This window comes from Streptomyces sp. NPDC026394, assembly GCF_055567735.1.
Map to the genome: position 1 here is coordinate 285,386 of NZ_JBVHPX010000001.1, position 20,165 is coordinate 305,550.

Genomic DNA, 20,165 nt, shown 5'->3' on the forward strand with positions numbered 1-20,165 from the left:
TGACTTAGACATTGTCCAATGTAGGATCGGTTTCGGCGCAAGCCAAGGGCAGGTTCATGACTCAGGAGGCGCACGTGTCGGTACAGAGCAGCACCGGACCGCTGACCACGGAGGCCGGGGCACCGGTCGCGGACAACCAGAACAGCGAGACGGCCGGCATCGGCGGCCCCGGACTCATCCAGGACCAGCTCCTGATGGAGAAGCTCGCGCACTTCAACCGCGAGCGCATCCCGGAGCGCGTGGTGCACGCCCGCGGCGCCGGCGCCTACGGCACGTTCACGCTGACCGCGGACGTCTCGCGGTACACCCGCGCCAAGTTCCTCTCCGAGGTCGGCAAGCAGACCGAGACGTTCCTGCGGTTCTCCACGGTCGCCGGCAACCTCGGCTCCGCCGACGCGGTGCGCGACCCGCGCGGCTTCGCGCTGAAGTTCTACACCGAAGAGGGCAACTACGACCTCGTCGGCAACAACACGCCGGTGTTCTTCATCAAGGACGCCATCAAGTTCCCCGACTTCATCCACACCCAGAAGCGCGACCCGTACACCGGCTCGCAGGAGGCGGACAACGTCTGGGACTTCTGGGGCCTGTCGCCCGAGTCCACCCACCAGGTGACCTGGCTCTTCGGTGACCGCGGCATCCCGGCGTCCTACCGCCACATGGACGGCTTCGGCTCGCACACCTACCAGTGGAACAACGAGGCCGGCGAGGTCTTCTGGGTCAAGTACCACTTCAAGACCGACCAGGGCATCAAGTGCCTGACCCAGCCGGAGGCCGACAAGCTCGCCGGTGAGGACCCGGACAGCCACCAGCGCGACCTGCGCGAGGCCATCGAGCGGGGCGAGTTCCCGAGCTGGACCGTCCAGGTGCAGATCATGCCGACCGCCGACGCGGCGACGTACCGCTTCAACCCGTTCGACCTGACCAAGGTCTGGCCGCACGCGGACTACCCGCCGATCGAGATCGGCAAGCTGGAGCTCAACCGCAACCCGGAGAACGTCTTCGCCGAGGTCGAGCAGTCGATCTTCTCCCCGCACCACTTCGTGCCGGGCATCGGCCCGTCCCCCGACAAGATGCTCCAGGGCCGGCTGTTCGCGTACGGCGACGCGCACCGCTACCGCGTCGGCATCAACGCCGACCACCTGCCGGTCAACCGCCCGCACGCCACCGAGGCCCGCTCGCACGGCCGCGACGGCGCGCTCTACGACGGCCGGCACGGCGGCGCGAAGAACTACGAGCCGAACAGCTTCGGCGGCCCGGTGGAGACCGGCCGGGCGATGTGGCAGCCGATCGCGGTGAGCGGCACGACCGGTGAGTCGGAGGCTCCCTCGCACGCCGAGGACAACGACTTCGTGCAGGCCGGCAACCTGTACCGCCTGATGACGGAGGAGGAGAAGGAGCGTCTGGTCGGCAACCTGGCCGGCTTCATCTCCAAGGTCTCGCGCGACGACATAGCCCAGCGCGCGATCGAGAACTTCCGCAAGGCGGACCCCGACTACGGCAAGCGGCTGGAGGCCGCGGTCCAGGCCCTGCGCGGCTGACCCTTCCCTTGCCGTAACACCGAAGAGGCCGGACGCCAATGGGCTCCGGCCTCTTCGCGTGCGCGCGGGGAGTGTGCGGCCGCGTTCCGGCCGCACGGCCGAAGTACGCCCGCGCCGTGACACCGGCACAAGCCGTGACACCGGCACAAGCCGTGACACCGGGCGCAAGCCGTCACGCCGGCGCAAGGGCCGGTCACGCCGACGCGAGGCCGCTCATGTCGGCACGAGGCTGCTCACGCCGGTTCGAGGCCCTTCATGCCGGTACGGGGCTGACCCGCTCCTCGCGCGGCTCCGGGACCGAGGCCCGGCACCGGATGATGTCGCGGACCGACACGATCCCCACCGGCTCCAGGTCGTCGAGCACGATGAGATGCCGGAAGCCGCCGTGCACCATGGCGGCGGCGGCCTCGTCGAGCGTCCACTCCGGAGCGGCGAAGACCACGTCCGAGGTCGTGTGGGCCTGCGCGGTCTCCCGGTCCGGGTCCTCTCCCGCGCCCAGGGAGTTGAGGATGTCGCGCTCGGTGAGGATGCCGAGCCCGCTGGTGTCGGTGTCCAGGACGACGGCCGCGCCGATGCGCCGCGCCGCCATCAGACGGGCTGCCTGGCGCAGGGTGTGGGCGGGCCCGATGGTGAGGACCACCGTGCTCATGGCGTTGCGCACGTACATGGGCATGGAATGGAGCCACCTCCCTTGTCGCTTGTGGAGTGCACCTTGCGAATCGATTCACAAGTTCACAAGCTTCGGTGTTCTCATGTTCACATGCGCCTGGGGGTGCAACAAGGGGCGCGGAACGGACGGTTTCCGTTCTCACGCCCCCGGGTGCCGGTTCGTATACGAGTTCAGGACGGACGGGGCCTCAGCGGCGCTCGTCGCCGATGTAGCTGAGCAGCTCCTCGTGCAGCAGGCCGTTGGAGGCCGCGGCGTTTCCGCTGTGCGGCCCCGGCACACCGTCCAGGCCGGTGAACCGGCCGCCCGCCTCCTGCACGACGACGGCGCAGGCCGCCATGTCCCACAGCGACAGCTCCGGCTCCGCGCAGATGTCGACCGAGCCCTCGGCGACCATCATGTACGGCCAGAAGTCGCCGTAGCCACGGGTGCGCCAGCAGTCCCGGGACAGTTCGAGGAACCCCGGCAGGCGGCCCTGCTCCTCCCAGCCGGTGAGGGAGGAGTACCCGAACGAAGCGTCCTGGAGGCGGCTCACCCGCGAAGCCTGGAGCCGGGTGGCGGAGGTCAGGCTGCGGCCGGTGTACGCGCCGAGGCCCTCCGCGGCCCACCAGCGGCGGTTGAGGGCGGGCGCGGAGACGACGCCGACCACCGGGCGGTCGCCGCCCTCGCCGCGCTCCATCAGGGCGATGAGCGTGGCCCAGACCGGCACCCCGCGCACATAGTTCTTGGTGCCGTCGATGGGATCGATGATCCAGCGGCGCGGGCCCGAGCCCTCGCTGCCGAACTCCTCGCCCAGGACGGCGTCGCGCGGACGGGCGCGCTGCAGATGACCACGGATCAGTTCCTCGGCCGCCTTGTCGGCCTCGCTCACCGGAGTCATGTCCGGTTTGGTCTCGACCTTGAGGTCGAGTGCCTTGAACCGCTCCATGGTCGCGGCGTCGGCGGCGTCCGCCAGGACGTGGCCGAGGCGGAGGTCATCGTGATAGTCGGGCATGTGCGAACAGTATCGACTGGTCTCCGGCGTGAGCCACATGACGCCGGTTGCCCGGCGCGTACGGACCCTTGACAGCCCCTGGCGGCGAGTCAATTCTGTGCGGCACACCGGCCATCTGGGCCGGCGGCCTGGGAGGCGACGATGCCTACAGCGCGTGAGTCCCTGCTGGACGCCGCCTACGCGGCGCTCGCGGCCAGGCCGTGGGCGGGCGTCCGGATGGTCGATGTCGCGGCCGAGGCCGGGGTGTCCCGGCAGACCCTCTACAACGAGTTCGGCAGCAAGGAGGGCCTGGCCAGGGCCTTGGTGCGGCGGGAGACGGAGGGCTACATCGCCGGGGTCACCCGGGCCCTGGCGCAACCGGGCGCCGGGCCGGGAGGGGCGGGCGGCGACGTGGAGGCCCGGGTGGTGGCCGCGGCCGCGTGGACCGTACGGGCCGCACGGACCAACCCGCTCGTACGGGCGGCGCTCACGGGCTGCTGGAGCGAGCGCCTGCCGGCACCGGCGGGCGGAATACCGGGACGGCGCGGACCGTACCCCGGCGGCGCGAGCAGCCAGCCGGGGGCGCGCGCGGACGGGCTCCCGCCGGGGCCGACCGACCTGGTGAGCCGGTTCAGCGACTGCGCGATGGCGGCGCTGGAGGCCGACTGGCCCAAGGAGAACCTCCCCGAGCTGGGCACCGCCTGCGCCACCGCGGCCCGCCTCACCCTGTCGTACGTCGTCGCCCCCGCCGAACCGGAGGACCTCACCCGCCAGCTCCACAGGGCCTTCGCCCACGCCGCCCACCGCACCTGACCACCGATCACGGCCGGAGCCTGAGAAGCACGACTAGTGTGCCGACCCCGAGAGCTGAAGCCCGATCACGCCGACGATGACGAAGGCGATGGAGACCAGCTTGAGGGTGGAGACCAGGTCGCCGAGGAAGACCATGCCGTAGATCGCGGTGCCGGCGGCGCCGATGCCGGTCCACACCGCGTAGGCCGGGCCCACGTCCAGCTTCTTCAGCGAGAGGGTGAGCAGGCCGAAGCTGCCGAGGGCGAAGCAGGCGAAGGCGATGGTGGGCCAGAGCCGGGTGAAGCCGTGGGAGAGCTTGAGGCAGACCGCGAATCCCGTCTCCAGGAGCCCTGCCACCACGACGAGCAGCCACGCCATGTCCATTGCCTCCGTACGGTCCGTGACCGCTTCGCCAGCCTTGGTGTGATTATGCATTTACCTCGGCGGCGGGGAGGCAAACTTGAGCGATCAGTCCCCCTCGCGTCGCTCCCGGGTGGCCAGCAGACGGCGTAGCGAGTACAGCCGCGCCGGGTCCGCGTGGCCGTCGGCCACCCACTGGTCCAGGGCGCAGTCCGGCTCGTCGTGGCTGCACGCGCGCGGGCAGTCGGCGGTGCCGGGGACCAGGTCGGGGAAGGCGAGAATGACCCGGGCCGGGTCCACGTGGTGCAGGCCGAAGGAGCGGACGCCGGGGGTGTCGATGACCCAGCCCGAGTCGTCGGGCAGCGGCAGCGCGAGGGCGGAGGTCGTGGTGTGCCGGCCGCGGCCGGTGACCGCGTTGACGTGGCCGGTGGCCCGTGTGCGGTCCGGCACCAGCGCGTTGACGAGCGTGGTCTTGCCGACGCCGGAGTGCCCGACGAACGCGGTCATGTGCCCGCGCAGCCGTTCGCGCACCCGGTCCGCGGCGGTGCCGTCGGTGAGTTCGTCCCGGTTGGTGACGAGGTACGGGACGCCGATCGTGCCGTACGACTCCAGGAGGGCGTCGGGGGAGGCCAGGTCGGACTTGGTCAGGACCAGCAGCGGGTCCAGGCCCGCGTCGTACGCGGCGACCAGACAGCGGTCGATCAGCCGCGGCCGCGGCTCCGGGTCGGCGAGCGCGGTGACGATCGCGAGCTGGTCGGCGTTGGCCACGACCACCCGCTCGAACGGGTCGTCGTCGTCCGCCGTGCGCCGCAGGGTGGAGCTGCGCGGCTCGACCCGGACGATCCGCGCCAGGGTGTCCTTCGCGCCGGTCAGGTCGCCGACGACCGCGACCCGGTCGCCGACGACGGCGGACTTGCGGCCCAGTTCGCGTGCCTTCATCGCGGTGACCGTGCGGTCCTCGATGAGGCAGGTGAGCCGGCCCCGGTCGACGGTCAGGACCAGGCCCTCGCTGGCGTCCTCGTGCTTGGGCCGGATGTTCGTACGGGGGCGGTTGCCCTTGCGGTTGGGGCGGACGCGGATGTCGTCCTCGTCGGGGTTCTTGCCGTAGCGACGCATGGTCGAAAGAGCCTCAGCCTCTCCGCGCGGGGGCCGTGGCCTCGCCGAGCATGCCGGTCCACAGGGCGGGGAAGTCGGGGAGTGTCTTGGCGGTCGTCGCCACGTTCTCGACCTGCACGCCCGGGACGGCCAGCCCGATGACCGCCGCGGCGGTGGCCAGCCGGTGGTCCTCGTACGTGTGGAAGATGCCGCCGTGCAGCGGACGCGGCCGGATGTGCAGGCCGTCCTCGGTCTCCGTGACGTCGCCGCCCAGCTCGTTGATCTCCTTGGTGAGCGCCGCCAGCCGGTCGGTCTCGTGCAGGCGCAGGTGGGCGACGCCGCGCAGGGTGGAGGGGGAGTCGGCGAGGGCGGCCACCGCGGCGATGCCGGGGGTCAGCTCGCCGACCTCGCTCAGGTCCACGTCGATGCCCTGGACGCGGCCGGTGCCGGAGAAGGTCAGACCGCGCTCGGTCAGCTCGCAGGAACCGCCCATGGCGGTGAAGATCTCCCGCAGCGCGTCACCGGGCTGGGTGGTGCGCTCGGGCCAGTCGGGAATGGTGACCCGGCCGCCGGTGACCAGCGCCGCCGCCAGGAACGGCTGGGCGTTGGACAGGTCCGGCTCGACGATCAGGTCCCGGCCCAGCAGGGCGCCGGGGGTGACCCGCCAGACGTTCGCCTCGCCGCCGGACTCGGGGGTGTCCACCTGGGCGCCGACGCTGCGCAGCATGTCGACGGTCATCCGGATGTGCGGCATCGAGGGCAGCGCCGAGCCGACGTGCCGTACCTCGACGCCCTGGTTGAAGCGCGGGGCCGACAGCAGCAGCGCGCTGACGAACTGGGACGAGGAGGAGGCGTCGATCTCCACGGCGCCGCCCTCCAGGGCACCGCCGCCGAACACCGTCATGGGCAGCGCGCCGCGGCCGTCGTCGTCGATCCGGGCACCGAGCGAGCGCAGCGCGTTGATCACGCCGTCGAGCGGGCGCTCGTAGGAGCGCGGGTCGCCGTCGAAGCGGATGGCGCCGTCGGCCAGGGCCGCGACCGGGGGCAGGAAGCGCATGACCGTGCCGGCGTTGCCGACGTCGACGGTGGCCGGGCCGTGCAGGCCGGCCGGGATCACCCGCCACGCCTCGCCGCCGCCGCCGTCCGCGCCGGCCGTCGAGGCGGCGCTGGAGGGGGCGGTCTCCTCGATGCCGACGCCCATCGTGCGCAGCGCCTCGGCCATCAGCAGGGTGTCCCGGGAGCGCAGCGGCCGGCGCAGCCAGCCGGGTTCGGAGGACAGGGCGGCAAGGACGAGGCCACGGTTGGTGACCGATTTGGAGCCGGGCACGGTGACGGTGGCGTCGACCGCTCCGGCAGCGACGGGGGCGGGCCAGAGGGCGGGATGCACGGGGCTCTCGGTCATGTCCCTCACTTTAATGGCTGGACCGGAGTGCAGATCTTGATCAAAAGTGGCGCAACCTGCAGGAAACACGGCACTGATAGTGCAGGCCGGGTCACTGTCCGGCGCCGCGCTCCCGGGGACGCGCTCCGGGGCGCATCCCGAGGGCACCGGCGCCCCGCCCGTACCGTACGGGCGCGAGGGCGCGGCCCGCGCCCGGAAGGCGGGCACCGGCGCTCGGCGCGCGCCCGGGGCGGGCTCGGGCGCGCGCGGCTCGTACCGGCTCAGAGATTCAGCAGCCACCGGCCGCCGCCGGCCAGCGAGCACAGCGTCACGAGGTGGAAGAGCCCCAGCCAGACGGCCGCCGGTACCCGGGTGAGCCGGGCCAACTGGTCGGGGTCGGAGTCCCCGGCCCGGCCGCGGCGCCGCTTGCCCTGGAGCTCGAAGGGCGGCCGCACGCCGCCCAGCAGCAGGAACCACACCACCGCGTACGCGAACGCCGCCTGCACGTCGGGAGTGGTCAGCCAGGAGACGAGGAAGAAGGCGGCCCCGGAGAGCACGACGGTCAGCACGCCGTACGCGTTGCGGATCATCAGCAGCATCGCGGCGAGCAGCGCGACCGCGCCCCACAGCAGCGCCGTGATGTGCCCGGAGGCCAGCAGCCAGGCGCCGAGGAGCCCCAGCAGGGACGGCGTGACGTACCCGGCGGCCGCGGTGAGGATCATGCCGAGGCCGGTCGGCCTGCCACGCGAGACCGTCAGCCCCGAGGTGTCCGAGTGCAGCCGGATGCCGGACAGCCGGCGGCCGCTGAGCAGGGCGACGAGCCCGTGACCGCCCTCGTGGGCGATGGTGATGGCGTTACGGGACAGCCGCCAGGCGCGGTACGGGACGATGGCGCCGAGGGCGAGCACCGCGGTGACGAGGACGAGCCAGGGCGGCGGGTCGGGCTGGATGCCGAAAACCCTGTCCCATACGTCGGTGATATGACCGGTGTCCATCTCTCCCCTTGGTGTGGCGTGGCACTGTGGCATACATGTGCGGACGGTATGCAGCGAGTCGCGGCCCCGAGGATCTGGCGGGGCTCTTCGAGGTCGAGAAGTGGGAGCCGGAAGAGACCCTGGCGCCCGACTGGAACATCGCCCCGACGAAGAACGTCCACGCGGTGCTCGAACGTCCCCTTAAAGACGCGGAAGACCGTCGTCCGGTTCGCCAGTTGCGCAGACTGACCTGGGGACTGGTCCCGTCCTGGGCGAAATCGCCCGATGTCGGGGTCAAGATGATCAACGCGCGGGCGGAAACGGTGCACGAGAAGCCCTCGTTCCGGCGGCCGTTCGCGGCCCGCCGCTGCCTGCTGCCCGGCGACGGCTACTACGAGTGGGTCACCGCCGCGGCCGAACGGCAACTGGAGGAGCAGGGCAAGAAGAAGCGGCCCCGCAAGCAGCCGTACTTCGTCACACCGGCGGACGGCCAGGTGATGGCGCTGGCCGGGCTCTACGAGTTCTGGCGCGACCGCACCCTGCCCGACGACCACCCGCAGGCATGGTGGGTGACCTGCACGGTCGTCACCACCGAGGCCGAGACCACCCCGCTGGCGAACGCGGACGGCGGCGAGGGCCCGCAGACGCTCGCCGACATCCATCCCCGCATGCCGCTGGTCATGACGCCCGACAAGTGGGACGCCTGGCTCGACCCGGCCCGTACGGACGTGGCCGACCTGCTGCCGCTGCTCGCGCCGCCCCCCGCCGGGCTGATGCGCGCGTACCCGGTCCCCACTGAAGTGAGCAACGTCCGCAACAACGGGCCGGAGCTGGTCAAGGAGCTGGCGGCGCCGGAGGTGGGCACGCTGTTCTGAGGCCGGACAGCCGGACAGCCGGACAGCCGGGCTGTCGTGTTCCTGGGCTGCCGTGCCGCTGGGCGGGCGCGCGCCCAGCGCCGCACGCCCGCGGGTCCGCCGCGCGCCCCCGTACGGCTCCGGGTGGGCAGGGCGGCAGGATGAACCCGTGAGCGAAACAGTTGAGACCCCTGTGGGTGAGGCGCGCGTCACCTGGCACCGGGCGGCGGACGCGCGGGCCGTCCTCGCCGTCAGCCACGGCGCCGGCGGCGGCATCGAAGCACGCGACCTGCGCGCGCTCGCGGCGGAGCTGCCCGCGCGCGGCTACACCGTGGCGCTGGTCGAGCAGCCGTGGCGGGTGGCCGGCAAGAAGCTGGCGCCGTCCCCCAAGACGCTGGACACCGCCTGGACCGCACTCTGGCCCGCCCTGGAGAAGCCCGGCCTGCCGGTCGTGGCCGGCGGGCGCAGCGCCGGGGCGCGCGTGGCGTGCCGCACGGCGCGCGGTCTGGGCGCGCACGGCGTACTGGCGTTGAGCTTTCCGCTGCACCCGCCGGGCAAGCCGGAGAAGTCGCGCGCGGACGAGCTGACCGGGGCCGGGCTGCCGACGCTGGTGGTGCAGGGCGGCCGGGACCCCTTCGGACGGCCGGCGGAGTTCCCGGAGGGCACCCGCGTCGTCGAGGTGCCGTACGGGGACCACGGTTTCGCCGTGCCGAAGAAGGCGGACCTCGACGAGCCGGCGGCGATGGCCGTGATCACGGACGCGGCGGGGGAGTGGCTGGACGGACTGTTCGCCTGACGGGCGGGGACCGGCGGCGGCCGACGCCCCCTCGCGCGCGACCCCCGCGCTCCTGCCGGTCCCCCTTCAGTGCTCCTCCCTGTCCCGGCCGCGCGGCCGGGCACGTACGTGCATCCGCTCCCCCTGCCGCCCGAAGAGGCTGAGCACCTCCACCGGTTCGCCGCCCGCCGGACCGAACCAGTGCGGCAGCCGGGTGTCGAACTCCGCCGCCTCGCCGGACCGCAGCACCACGTCCCGGTCCGCGAGCAGCAGCCGCAGCCGCCCGGAGAGCACGTACAGCCACTCGTAACCCTCATGGGTGCGCAGGTCGGGCTCGCCCGCCACCGGATCGATGATCATCTTGTACGCCTGGAGTCCGCCGGGCTGCCGGGTCAGCGGCACGAACGTCATGTGCGCCCTGCGCTGCGGCACCGCGCGCACCCGCGGATCGCCCACCTCGGGCGCGCCGACCAACTCGTCCAGCGGCACCTGATGCGCCTGGGCGAGCGGCAGCAGCAGTTCGAGCGTGGCTTTGCGGCCGCCCGATTCGAGGCGGGAGAGGGTGCTCACCGAGATGCCCGTCGTCTCCGAGAGGGCGGTGAGCGTGACCCCTCTGTCCTGCCGCAGCCGCCGCAGCCGCGGCCCCACGTTCGTCAGCACCCGTTCGTACGTCTTGTCGTCCATCTCTTCATTGCTGAAGCGGCAAGCGGTTTTGTCAAGGTCGTCCGGTCCGTCCGGTCCGGCCCCGGGGGCTCCGTGACCCTGCTCACGGGACGGCTCCGCAGGGCGGGAATGACGTGCGGGGTGCGGCTGTTGTGCCGGTTGTAGGAACGCTGAGGGAATCTTCGAGGAAGTGGAGTCCGCCGCATGGGAATCGCTTGCCCAGCCCGCCCGCAGGCCGCTGACCTGCAGTGGTCAACGCTGAGGGGCGCCCAGGCCGCCATGGCTGGAGCGGCGGCGATACCGGATCGTCGTCTATTCTCCGAATCGAGCGGGTCCGCGTCCGGATCCGTCACGGTGTTGGAGGAGGTGGGTCCGGTCAGCGGTACCGACGCAGGGACCGACGGCACGGCAGAGGAGCACGCTGGCCAGGGGAAGCGGGAGACGGACGCCGAGCGCAACGCGCGCTTCGAGCGGGACGCGCTCACCTTCCTGGACCAGATGTATTCGGCCGCGCTGCGCATGACGCGCAACCCGGCCGATGCGGAGGACCTGGTTCAGGAGACGTATGCGAAGGCGTACGCGTCCTTCCACCAGTTCCGTGAGGGAACGAACCTCAAGGCGTGGCTGTACCGCATCCTCACGAACACCTTCATCAACTCCTACCGCAAGAAGCAGCGCGAACCTCAGCGCAGTGCCGCCGAGGAGATCGAGGACTGGCAGCTTGCGCGCGCCGAGTCGCACATGTCCACGGGGCTGCGGTCCGCGGAGTCCCAGGCGCTGGACCACCTGCCCGACTCCGACGTGAAGGCCGCGCTCCAGGCCATCCCGGAGGAGTTCCGTATCGCGGTCTATCTCGCGGACGTCGAGGGCTTTGCGTACAAGGAGATCGCCGACATCATGGGTACACCCATCGGCACGGTGATGTCCCGTCTGCACCGCGGCCGGCGCCAACTGCGCGGCATGCTGGAGGATTACGCCCGTGAGCGTGGGCTGGTCCCCGCCGGGGCAGGCGCTGCGTCCGCGCAGTCGTCGCAGTCGCACGATCGGAAAGGCTCGGGATCATGAGCTGCGGAGAGCCGCACGAGAAGGACTGCTCAGAGGTCCTCGACCACCTGTACGAGTACCTCGACCGGGAGATGCCGGTCGGTGAGTGCGAGAAGTTCCAGGAGCACTTCGACGAATGCTCGCCCTGCCTGGAGAAGTACGGGCTGGAGCAGGCCGTCAAGAAGCTCGTCAAGCGTTGCTGCGGCCACGACGACGTCCCGGTCGACCTGCGGTCGAAGGTGATGGGCCGGATCGACCTGATCCGCGCGGGCGAGGCCGTGCCCGAGCAGAGCGTGCTCGAACAGGCCAAGCAGGAGCAGGCGGCGGCCCGCGCCGCCGCGGCCGCCAAGGCCCCCGAGCAGGCGTCCGGGCCCGGTCCGGACACCACGCTCGACGCGCGTGGTGAGACCGCGCGGGCCGAATAGCGCGGCGTATCACCCCAAGGGGTGAGGGGCGGGACGCTTCGTCCCGCCCGATCCACTGATCCGCCCGGTCACCGCCGGGCCGTCGCGGCTCCGCCGCCCACCGGCTGCGCCCGGGGATCAACTTCCCTGTACCGGACCGTCGTTCCCGTACGGCAGACCGCCGTCCCGTATGCCCTGGCGCACGCCTCGGCGGCCTCCCCGGCAGAGCCGCCCGGGCCGGGAGGGCCCCGCTCCCGGACTCCCGCACGGCTCCGCACCGCACAGCTCCGTGCCGCTCCGTTCCGGGACGGATCCATGTACGAGCTTGTACGGATCTGTCGGCAGATCCACTTACAGACCTGCTTGCAGACCTGCTTACCGATCCGCCTACAGGTGCATCTGCGGATCTCTCTGCTCCAGCTACAGATCCACGTACAGATCCCCGCAAAGGCCCGCGCAAGGTCATGGAACCGATGGGTAATGAGCGGCCCCGGAGATGGGCATGGTTGGATGCGAAGGAACCCCCACGAACGGGGATTCAGGGGGTCGGCGAAAGGCAAGGAGCCGGTGAGGGGGACGGCGGCGGGCCGCGGGCGGCGCGGCAACCGGGCTGAGCCCGGCGGCAATCTGTGGCAGGTTGTCGAGTAGGCCCTCGAACGGCCCCGGCCTCCGTCCGGGGCGGCATTCAGGAAGCAACCAGCAGGCGGGAATCGTGAAGATCTTCGGCAAGGTACGGCACCGGCCCTCCGCCTCGTGGCGGCAGGCGACCGACCGCGCTTTCACGCTGATCGGTGACGGCCGTTACGAGGACGCGGGCGCGCTGCTGACGCGGGCGGCCGACATGGAGCCGTGGCTGTCGGAGTCCTGGTTCAACCTCGCGCTGCTGCACAAGTTCCGGCACGACTGGGAGCAGGCGCGCGCCGCCGGACTGCGCGCGGTCGCCCTGCTGGACCGCGAGGCCGGCGCCCCCGACTGGTGGAACGTGGGTATCGCCGCCACCGCCCTGCAGGACTGGCCGCTGGCCCGGCGGGCCTGGCAGGCCTACGGCCTGAAGGTCCCCGGCGAGGGGGCGCCGTCCGCCGAGCCGGTCGGCATGGAGCTGGGCAGCGCCGCGGTGCGCCTCTCGCCCGAGGGCGAGGCCGAGGTGGTCTGGGGCCGCCGGCTGGACCCGGCCCGGATCGAGGTGCTCTCCATCCCGCTGCCGTCCTCCGGGCGGCGCTGGGGCGAGGTGGTGCTGCACGACGGCGTGCCGAACGGCGAGCGGACGACCGCGGCCGGCCCGTCCTTCCCGGTGTTCGACGAGATCGAGCTGTGGGCGCCCTCCCCGGTCCCCACCTGGGTGGTGCTCCTGGAGGCCGCCACGGAGGCCGACCGGGACGCCCTGGAGCGGCTGGCCGCCGACGCGGGCTTCGCCGCCGAGGACTGGTCGTCGTCCGTACGCCTGCTGTGCCGTACGTGCTCGGAGAGCCGGATGCCCAGCGACGAGGGCGAGGGCGAGCACCTGGACCCGCACGACCACAGCGAACCGGGCCACCCGGGGCCGCTGGGCCACCGTACGGCGGGCTCCGGCTCACTGTGGGTGCCGGAGCGCGAGTGCGGCATCGCGGCCCCCGCCGGGCTGGTGCGCGGCCTGCTGGACGGCTGGGTCGCGGACAGCCCGGACACGCGTGAGTGGCGGGACCTCGAAGAGGTCTGCTGACAACCTGAGGCCGCGCGGACCGGGGGCGGGGCACCGCCCGTACCGGCGCCCGGCGTCCAGCACGCGCCCGGCGCCCGGCATCTCGTGCGCGCCCGGCGCCCGGCTTTCCACGCGCTCCCGGCGCGCCTCCCGGCCGGAACCGGACGCGGTCTCCGAGAGCCCGCAGGACGCCCCGCGTAGGCTGGAGGGCGAATATTTCGGGTTTCCAGGTTTCTAGGAAGGCGTACGGCGGAGATGGCGCAACAGCCTGTTTTTGACCACAACGAGGAGCGGGCGGCGGAGGGCTTCGTCGACGACGTCACCGACGCGGCGGAGCGGGAGGAGGCGCACCGCGGGCGCGGCACGTCCCGCCCGATCACCGTTGTCGGCAACCCGGTGCTGCACAAGGAGTGCAAGGACGTCACCGAGTTCGACGACAAGCTGGCCCAGCTCGTCGACGACATGTTCGCCAGCCAGCGCACGGCCGAGGGCGTGGGCCTGGCCGCCAACCAGATCGGCGTGGACCTGAAGGTCTTCGTCTACGACTGCCTGGACGACGAGGGCGTACGGCACGTCGGCGTGGTCTGCAACCCGGTCCTGGACGACCTGCCGGTCGAGCGGCGGGTGCTGGACGACTCGAACGAGGGCTGCCTGTCGGTGCCCGGCGCGTACGCGGAGCTGGCCCGTCCGGACTACGCCGTCGTCCGCGGCCAGGACACCGAGGGCAACCCGATCGTGGTCCAGGGCACCGGTTACTTCGCGCGCTGCCTCCAGCACGAGACCGACCACCTGTACGGCTACCTGTACATCGACCGGCTCTCCAAGCGCGACCGGAAGGACGCGCTGAAGCAGATGGCCGAGCGCGAGCCGCGCTACCCCGTCGTCGCCAACGACTGAGCCGCGGCCCGGCCCGGCCCCGCTCACTTCGCCGTGCCGGTGGCGAACGCGCCCCAGATCCGGGGCGGTATCCCGTTGCCGAACAGCCGGGCGTCGCCGCCCACGCCCTCCATGGGCAGCAGCCGCGGCGCGCCCGGCTTGGCACGGAAGACGGTGACGGCGGTGGTCAGCCCGCCGCGGGACCCGCCGTCGTTGCCGATGAACCATGCCGAGCGCATGCGGTCGTCGGGGCCGGTGCCGCCCGCGGCGACGCCTTGCGGCAGCTTGGCGACGGTCTCCTGGGGCAGCGACTTCCAGGCGAAGGACCGCAGCGCGAAGGTGACGCCGCGCGCCGCCTCCGGGGCCAGCACGCGGCGCGGCTCCGGCGGCTCCAGGCCCGGCAGCGGCTTGCCGTCGTGCACGACCTTGGTCACCGAGTACGGCTCGGCCCGGTTGCCGTCGTTGCTGAACAGCGCGTACGCGCCGGCCAGCCGGATGGCGCTGGGCGTGGATGTGCCCAGCGGGAACGTGGGCTCCAGCCGGGCCAGGCTGGTCTTGTGCAGGCCCGCTTCGAGGGCCAGATCCCGGATCTTCTCCAGCCCGAGGCGCTTGCCCGCGCTGACGAACGGAGGGTGGGCGGAGGTCACCAGACCCTCGTACAGCGCGGACGGCAGGGCGACGGCCGACGACGGGCCGCCGGCGCCGGGAACCGCCTCCGCGGCCTCGGCGCTGCCCTCGCGCAGGGCGGTGGCCAGCACGAACGGCTTGAAGGCCGAGCCCGCCGGCACGCCCGCGGTGTCGGCGTTGTTCGCGAAGTGCTTCGTCGCGTCCGGGCCGCCGTAGAGCGCGACGACCGCGCCGTCCCGGGGCCGTACGGAGGCGGCACCGCATTCCACGTACGCGTCGGCGGCACGCTTCTTCGGGTCGATGCCGCGGCGCCGTTCGTCCTCCACGGCTTTCGCCAGCCGCGCCACCTTGTCCTTCTCGAAGGTGGTGTGGACGCGGTAGCCGCCGCGGGCCAGATCGCGGTCGGTCAGGTCCGTACGGCTCCTGAGGTATTTCTTCGCGGCGTCGACGAGATAACCGGTCTGGCCTTTCTGACTGGTCGGTGTGACCGGTTCGCGCGGCTCCGGGAACGTCGTGTAGCGGGCGCGCTCCTCCCGGCTCATCAGACCGGTCTCCACTTCGCGGTCCAGAATCCACTTCCAACGTTCCACCGCCCGCTCGTGGTTGGCGTCGCTCAGCGCCGGATCGTACTGCTCGGCGCCCTTGAGCAGCGCGGCCAGCGCCGCGCCCTGGCTGGGGTCGAGGCTCTTGGCGGGAATGCCGTAGTAGGCGTTCGCGGCGGCCTGGATGCCGAACGAATTCCGCCCGAAATAGCTGGTGTTGAGGTAGCCCTGCAGGATCTCCGACTTGGACTTGCGGTGGTCCAGCTTCAGCGCGATGAAGAATTCCTTCACCTTGCGCTTGAGGGTCTGGTCCTGCGAGAGGTACGTGTTCTTCACGAACTGCTGGGTGATGGTGGAACCGCCCTGGGCATCCTGGCCCTTGGCCATGTTCACCGCGGCGCGGGCGATACCGGAGAGCGAGACGCCGGAATCGGAGTAGAAACTCGCGTTCTCGGCGGCGATGACGGCGTGTTCGACAGGGTCGGGCACCTGGGCGAGGGTGACGTTCTGCCGGTTGACGGCGCCCTCGCTGACCATCTGGCTGCCGTCCGCCCAGTAGTAGACGGTGGCTTCCTGGCGCGAGGCGGCGTTCTCGTCCGGGATGTCGACCTGTGCGTAGACGATGAGGAAGAGCCCGGCGAGACCGGCCGCGCCGACGGCGGCGGCGCCGAGCTGCTGTCTCCAGGACGGCAGCCAGCGGCGCCGGCCGCCGCGGCCCTGGCGGGGATAGTCGATGAACCGTTTCCTCGGTTGCTCGCTGCCCTTCATGCAAGGGGAGAGCTGGCGGGCCGGGGCAGGGTTGCCGTCGCCCGCACGTTGTCATCGACTCATCAAATCCGATCCGGATTCGTCGGACATAAAGAATACGGGCGGTGCCGGTCCGCCGTCGTGGACCGGCACCGCCCGGTTGCTCGACCCGCCGGGTCAGAACCGGATCAGAACTCGTCGTCGAAGGAGACCGAACCCTCGACGGCGACCTGGTAGGCCGAGGCGCGCCGCTCGAAGAAGTTGGTCAGCTCCTGGACGTTCTGCAGCTCCATGAAGGAGAACGGGTTCTCCGAGCCGTACACCGGCGCGAAGCCGAGGCGCTGCAGACGCTGGTCGGCGACGCACTGGAGGTACTCGCGCATCGACTCGGTGTTCATGCCCGGCAGCCCCTCGCCGCACAGGTCACGGCCGAACTGGAGCTCGGCCTCGACGGCCTCCTTGAGCATGTCGGTGACCTGGCCCTCCAGCTCGTCGTCGAAGAGGTCGGGCTCCTCCTCGCGCACCGTGTCCACGACCGAGAACGCGAACTCCATGTGCATGGTCTCGTCGCGGAAGACCCAGTTGGTGCCGGTCGCCAGGCCGTGCAGCAGACCGCGCGAGCGGAACCAGTACACGTACGCGAAGGCGCCGTAGAAGAAGAGGCCCTCGATGCAGGCCGCGAAGCAGATCAGGTTCAGCAGGAAGCGGCGGCGGTCGGCCTTCGACTCCAGCCGGTCGATGGACTCGACCGAGTCCATCCACTTGAAGCAGAACTCGGCCTTCTCGCGGATGGAGGGGATGTTCTCCACGGCGGCGAACGCGGCCGCGCGGTCCTCCGGATCGGGCAGGTAGGTGTCCAGCAGCGTCAGATAGAACTGGACGTGCACGGCCTCCTCGAAGAGCTGCCGGCTCAGGTAGAGCCGCGCCTCGGGGGAGTTGATGTGCTTGTAGAGCGTCAGGACCAGGTTGTTCGCCACGATCGAGTCACCGGTCGCGAAGAACGCGACGAGCCGGCCGATCATGTGCTGCTCGCCGGGCGACAGCTTGGCGAGGTCGGCCACGTCGGAGTGGAGGTCGACCTCCTCCACGGTCCAGGTGTTCTTGATCGCGTCCCGGTAGCGGTCGTAGAAGTCCGGGTAGCGCATCGGGCGCAGGGTCAGCTCGAAGCCCGGGTCGAGCAGGTTCTTGCTGCCGGTGGTGGCGGTGTGCGAGGCGGCAGCGGACGTCGTCTCGTTCTTTTCGGGTGCGGTCGTCATGATTACTGGCATGCCTCGCAGGACTCGGGGTTTTCCAGGGAGCAGGCGACGGCCTCGGGGTCGGCCGCCTGGGCGGGGACGGGAGCGGTCTGCGCGCCCCCGCCCGTACCGCGCGCGGACTGGGCGATACGGGTCGCCGGCCGCGAGCGGAGGTAGTAGGTGGTCTTGATGCCGCGCTTCCAGGCGTACGCGTACATCGAGCTGAGCTTGCCGATGGTCGGGGACGCCATGAACAGGTTCAGCGACTGGCTCTGGTCGAGGTAGGGCGTACGGTCCGCCGCCATGTCGATCAGCGCGCGCTGCGGGATCTCCCATGCCGTGCGGTACAGCGCGCGGGTCTCGGCGGGAATCCAGTCCAGCTCCTGCACCGAGCCGTTGGCCTCGCGCAGTGCGTCACGGGTGCGGGCGTCCCACAGGCCCAGCGCCTTCAGCTCTTCGATCAGGTACGCGTTGACCTGGAGGAACTCGCCCGACAGCGTCTCGCGCTTGAACAGGTTCGAGACCTGCGGCTCGATGCACTCGTACACGCCCGCGATGGAGGCGATGGTGGCGGTCGGCGCGATGGCCAGCAGCAGCGAGTTGCGCATACCGGTCTTCGCGATACGGGCGCGCAGCGCCGCCCACCGGTCCGCCCAGCGCGGCTCGGCGTTCGGGTAGTGGTCCGGGTGCAGCACGCCCCGGGCCGTACGCGTCGCGGACCAGGCCGGGTGCGGGCCGTGCCGCTCGGCGAGGCCGGCGGACGCCTCGTACGCCGCGAGCATGATCCGCTCGGAGATACGGGTGGACAGCTCGCGCGCCTCGGGCGAGTCGAAGCCCAGCCGCAGCCGGAAGAAGACGTCCTGGAGGCCCATCAGGCCCAGGCCCACCGGGCGCCAGCGGGAGTTGGAGGTGCCGGCCTGCTCGGTCGGGTAGAAGTTGATGTCCACCACGCGGTCGAGGAAGGTCACCGCGGTGCGGACCGTGGCGTCCAGCCGCTCCCAGTCCATCTCGCCGTTGTCACCCAGGTGGGCGGCGAGGTTGACCGAGCCGAGGTTGCAGACGGCGGTCTCGCCGTCGTCGGTGACCTCCAGGATCTCGGTGCACAGGTTCGAGGAGTGCACGACCTTGCCGGGCTCGGCGGTCTGGTTCGCGGTGCGGTTGGCGGCGTCCTTGAAGGTCATCCAGCCGTTGCCGGTCTGCGCGAGGGTGCGCATCATCCGCGAGTACAGGACCCGGGCCGGGACCTGCTTGACGGCGCGGCCCTCGGCCTCCGCCTTGCGGTACGCGGCGTCGAACTCGTCGCCGTACAGATCCACCAGCTCGGGCGCGTCGCTGGGGGAGAACAGCGACCAGTCGGCGTCCGCCTCGACGCGGCGCATGAACTCGTCGGGGATCCAGTGCGCGATGTTCAGGTTGTGGGTGCGCCGGGCCTCCTCGCCCGTGTTGTCGCGCAGCTCCAGGAACTCCTCCAGGTCCGCGTGCCAGGTCTCCAGGTAGACGCAGGCGGCGCCCTTGCGCCGGCCGCCCTGGTTCACGGCCGCGACCGAGGCGTCCAGGGTGCGCAGGAACGGCACGATGCCGTTGGAGTGGCCGTTGGTGCCGCGGATCAGCGAGCCGCGGGCGCGGACCCGGGAGTACGACAGGCCGATGCCGCCGGCGTGCTTCGACAGCCGGGCCACCTGGTGGTAGCGGTCGTAGATCGAGTCCAGCTCGTCCAGCGGGGAGTCCAGCAGGTAGCAGGAGGACATCTGCGGGTGCCGGGTACCGGAGTTGAACAGGGTGGGCGAGGAGGGCAGGTACGACAGCGTGCTGGTCAGCCGGTACAGCTCGGCGACGTCGGCGAGTGCCCGCTCGCTGTGGTCCTCGGCCAGGCCGCAGGCCACCCGCAGCAGGAAGTGCTGCGGGGTCTCGATCACCTGGCGGGAGATCGGGTGGCGCAGCAGGTAGCGGGAGTGCAGGGTACGCAGGCCGAAGTAGCCGAACCGGTCGTCGGCGCCGTCCGTCAGCGCGCGCTCCACCAGCTCGTCCAGGCGGTCCGCGTGGGTCCGTACGAACTCCGCCGTGCTGTCGGCGATCAGGCCCTCGCGGTGGCCGACGGCGACGGAGGCGGAGAAGGCGACCGCCCCCTCCGCGGCCGCCTCCTCCGCGATGGCGCGGGTCAGCAGGCGGGCGGCCAGCTTGGAGTACTGCGGCTCGTCGCCGATCAGGCCGGCCGCGGCCTCCATGGCCAGCGAGCGCAGCTCGGCCTCGTCGGAACCGGGGTGGCGGCCGCGCAGCGCGGCGGCGGCGATCTTGCCCGGGTCGGTGGCGGGCAGGTCGACGGTGAGGTCGGTCAGCGTGTGCAGCAGGGCGGCGCCGGGGCCGTCCGTGGCCTGGCCGCCGTGGCCCTGCCGGGGCTGCGTGTCCTTCGCGGGCTGCACGACCTGCTCGGCTGCTGCGGGCTCCGTTGGCGCGATGGTCACGTGCTGCTCTCCCTCACTCGGCGGGGGCCTGGGGAGGGCACGGGGCGCGTACGGGCGTGCGGCACCCCCGGTACGGCAAGGGGCGCGCGGGCACACCGCGCAGCGTCCACCGGTCCAACCCGCGAGACCCGGACGTATCGACGTCCGCGCCGGTCCTGGCGCGGGCGTACTGTGGGCAGGTCTTCGGACTCACGGGTGCGGATTGACGCACTTCGTACACCGTTGCGGGACAGTTCCGGATTCGCACCGGATTCCCCTGCGACGACAGCGAGCACGAGCATACATCTTGTGCTGCCTCGTGCACCCACCCCCATATCTTGTGTCGCGTTGGCGCGGGGATGTCCGGAGCCGTGGTATTCGACGGCCGTTCCGGGGCGGTTTCCCGGGGTTTTCCGGGGCCTCCGAGAGGGTGCCACGCGGTGGCTCCGGGGCTGTTCCCGGGGGTCGGGGCCGTTCGCCGGGCCATCCGCCCGGCCGT

At 71.6% G+C, this 20,165-nt stretch carries 18 protein-coding genes and 1 riboswitch; of the genes, 8 read left to right on the forward strand and 10 right to left on the reverse strand.

Annotation, left to right across the window (positions count from 1 at the left end; genetic code table 11):
• Positions 1-56: 56 nt before the first annotated feature.
• Positions 57-1,538, forward strand: coding sequence for a catalase (locus tag ACZ4QV_RS01305; protein ID WP_361639032.1), 1,482 nt, complete (start codon positions 57-59; stop codon positions 1,536-1,538).
• 253 nt (positions 1,539-1,791) lie between these two features.
• Here the strand turns inward: ACZ4QV_RS01305 and ACZ4QV_RS01310 are convergent, their stop codons facing one another.
• Positions 1,792-2,205 (reverse strand): CBS domain-containing protein, encoded by a 414-nt coding sequence (locus ACZ4QV_RS01310; protein ID WP_361147381.1) that lies wholly within the window; start codon positions 2,203-2,205, stop codon positions 1,792-1,794.
• A 190-nt stretch (positions 2,206-2,395) separates the two neighbouring features.
• On the reverse strand, positions 2,396-3,199 hold the full coding sequence (gene hisN / locus ACZ4QV_RS01315; protein ID WP_125054351.1) for a histidinol-phosphatase: 804 nt from the start codon (positions 3,197-3,199) through the stop codon (positions 2,396-2,398).
• A gap of 141 nt (positions 3,200-3,340) precedes the next feature.
• On the opposite strand from hisN, the gene ACZ4QV_RS01320 reads away from it, so the two are divergent.
• Positions 3,341-3,991, forward strand: coding sequence for a TetR/AcrR family transcriptional regulator (locus tag ACZ4QV_RS01320; RefSeq protein WP_361146837.1), 651 nt, complete (start codon positions 3,341-3,343; stop codon positions 3,989-3,991).
• Between the two features lie 33 nt (positions 3,992-4,024).
• On the opposite strand, the gene ACZ4QV_RS01325 is transcribed toward ACZ4QV_RS01320, so the two are convergent.
• The 4 genes from ACZ4QV_RS01325 to ACZ4QV_RS01340 form a co-directional block, all read right to left on the reverse strand.
• A complete protein-coding gene (locus ACZ4QV_RS01325; protein WP_030022114.1) occupies positions 4,025-4,348 on the reverse strand; it encodes a DMT family transporter in 324 nt (107 codons plus the stop codon).
• Between the two features lie 90 nt (positions 4,349-4,438).
• A complete protein-coding gene (gene rsgA, locus ACZ4QV_RS01330; protein WP_361146834.1) occupies positions 4,439-5,446 on the reverse strand; it encodes a ribosome small subunit-dependent GTPase A in 1,008 nt (335 codons plus the stop codon).
• A gap of 13 nt (positions 5,447-5,459) precedes the next feature.
• Positions 5,460-6,827, reverse strand: coding sequence for a 3-phosphoshikimate 1-carboxyvinyltransferase (aroA, locus tag ACZ4QV_RS01335; RefSeq protein WP_361146832.1), 1,368 nt, complete (start codon positions 6,825-6,827; stop codon positions 5,460-5,462).
• Between the two features lie 260 nt (positions 6,828-7,087).
• Positions 7,088-7,801, reverse strand: coding sequence for a M50 family metallopeptidase (locus ACZ4QV_RS01340; RefSeq protein WP_361146829.1), 714 nt, complete (start codon positions 7,799-7,801; stop codon positions 7,088-7,090).
• Positions 7,802-7,836: 35 nt separating this feature from the next.
• Between ACZ4QV_RS01340 and ACZ4QV_RS01345 the strand changes: the two genes are divergently transcribed.
• Both ACZ4QV_RS01345 and ACZ4QV_RS01350 read left to right on the forward strand, forming a co-directional pair.
• Positions 7,837-8,655, forward strand: a complete 819-nt coding sequence (locus tag ACZ4QV_RS01345; protein ID WP_361146826.1) for an SOS response-associated peptidase — start codon at positions 7,837-7,839, stop codon at positions 8,653-8,655.
• A gap of 148 nt (positions 8,656-8,803) precedes the next feature.
• Complete coding sequence (locus ACZ4QV_RS01350) at positions 8,804-9,430, forward strand: alpha/beta hydrolase family protein (RefSeq protein ID WP_361586368.1); 627 nt, start codon at positions 8,804-8,806, stop codon at positions 9,428-9,430.
• Between the two features lie 66 nt (positions 9,431-9,496).
• On the opposite strand, the gene ACZ4QV_RS01355 is transcribed toward ACZ4QV_RS01350, so the two are convergent.
• Positions 9,497-10,093: a helix-turn-helix domain-containing protein gene (locus ACZ4QV_RS01355; protein ID WP_361146821.1), complete on the reverse strand. Its 597-nt coding sequence runs from the start codon at positions 10,091-10,093 to the stop codon at positions 9,497-9,499.
• Positions 10,094-10,438: 345 nt separating this feature from the next.
• On the opposite strand from ACZ4QV_RS01355, the gene ACZ4QV_RS01360 reads away from it, so the two are divergent.
• The 4 genes from ACZ4QV_RS01360 to def all read left to right on the forward strand — a co-directional run bounded on the left by ACZ4QV_RS01360 (position 10,439) and on the right by def (position 14,095).
• A complete protein-coding gene (locus ACZ4QV_RS01360) occupies positions 10,439-11,137 on the forward strand; it encodes a sigma-70 family RNA polymerase sigma factor (RefSeq protein WP_361147378.1) in 699 nt (232 codons plus the stop codon).
• Positions 11,134-11,541, forward strand: coding sequence for a mycothiol system anti-sigma-R factor (gene rsrA, locus ACZ4QV_RS01365; protein WP_467762466.1), 408 nt, complete (start codon positions 11,134-11,136; stop codon positions 11,539-11,541). Before ACZ4QV_RS01360 ends, rsrA begins: the two co-directional genes overlap by 4 nt.
• A gap of 691 nt (positions 11,542-12,232) precedes the next feature.
• A complete protein-coding gene (locus tag ACZ4QV_RS01370; RefSeq protein WP_359307506.1) occupies positions 12,233-13,219 on the forward strand; it encodes a tetratricopeptide repeat protein in 987 nt (328 codons plus the stop codon).
• Between the two features lie 234 nt (positions 13,220-13,453).
• Positions 13,454-14,095 (forward strand): peptide deformylase, encoded by a 642-nt coding sequence (gene def, locus ACZ4QV_RS01375; RefSeq protein ID WP_361146816.1) that lies wholly within the window; start codon positions 13,454-13,456, stop codon positions 14,093-14,095.
• A gap of 23 nt (positions 14,096-14,118) precedes the next feature.
• On the opposite strand, the gene ACZ4QV_RS01380 is transcribed toward def, so the two are convergent.
• From ACZ4QV_RS01380 to ACZ4QV_RS01390, 3 genes are all read right to left on the reverse strand, one after another.
• Positions 14,119-16,011: a transglycosylase domain-containing protein gene (locus ACZ4QV_RS01380; protein ID WP_361146814.1), complete on the reverse strand. Its 1,893-nt coding sequence runs from the start codon at positions 16,009-16,011 to the stop codon at positions 14,119-14,121.
• A 167-nt stretch (positions 16,012-16,178) separates the two neighbouring features.
• Positions 16,179-17,246 (reverse strand): ribonucleotide-diphosphate reductase subunit beta, encoded by a 1,068-nt coding sequence (locus ACZ4QV_RS01385; protein WP_361146811.1) that lies wholly within the window; start codon positions 17,244-17,246, stop codon positions 16,179-16,181.
• 2 nt (positions 17,247-17,248) lie between these two features.
• A complete protein-coding gene (locus ACZ4QV_RS01390) occupies positions 17,249-19,687 on the reverse strand; it encodes a ribonucleoside-diphosphate reductase subunit alpha (RefSeq protein ID WP_361146808.1) in 2,439 nt (812 codons plus the stop codon).
• Between the two features lie 157 nt (positions 19,688-19,844).
• A riboswitch (cobalamin riboswitch) is annotated at positions 19,845-20,008 on the reverse strand.
• Positions 20,009-20,165: the final 157 nt, after the last annotated feature.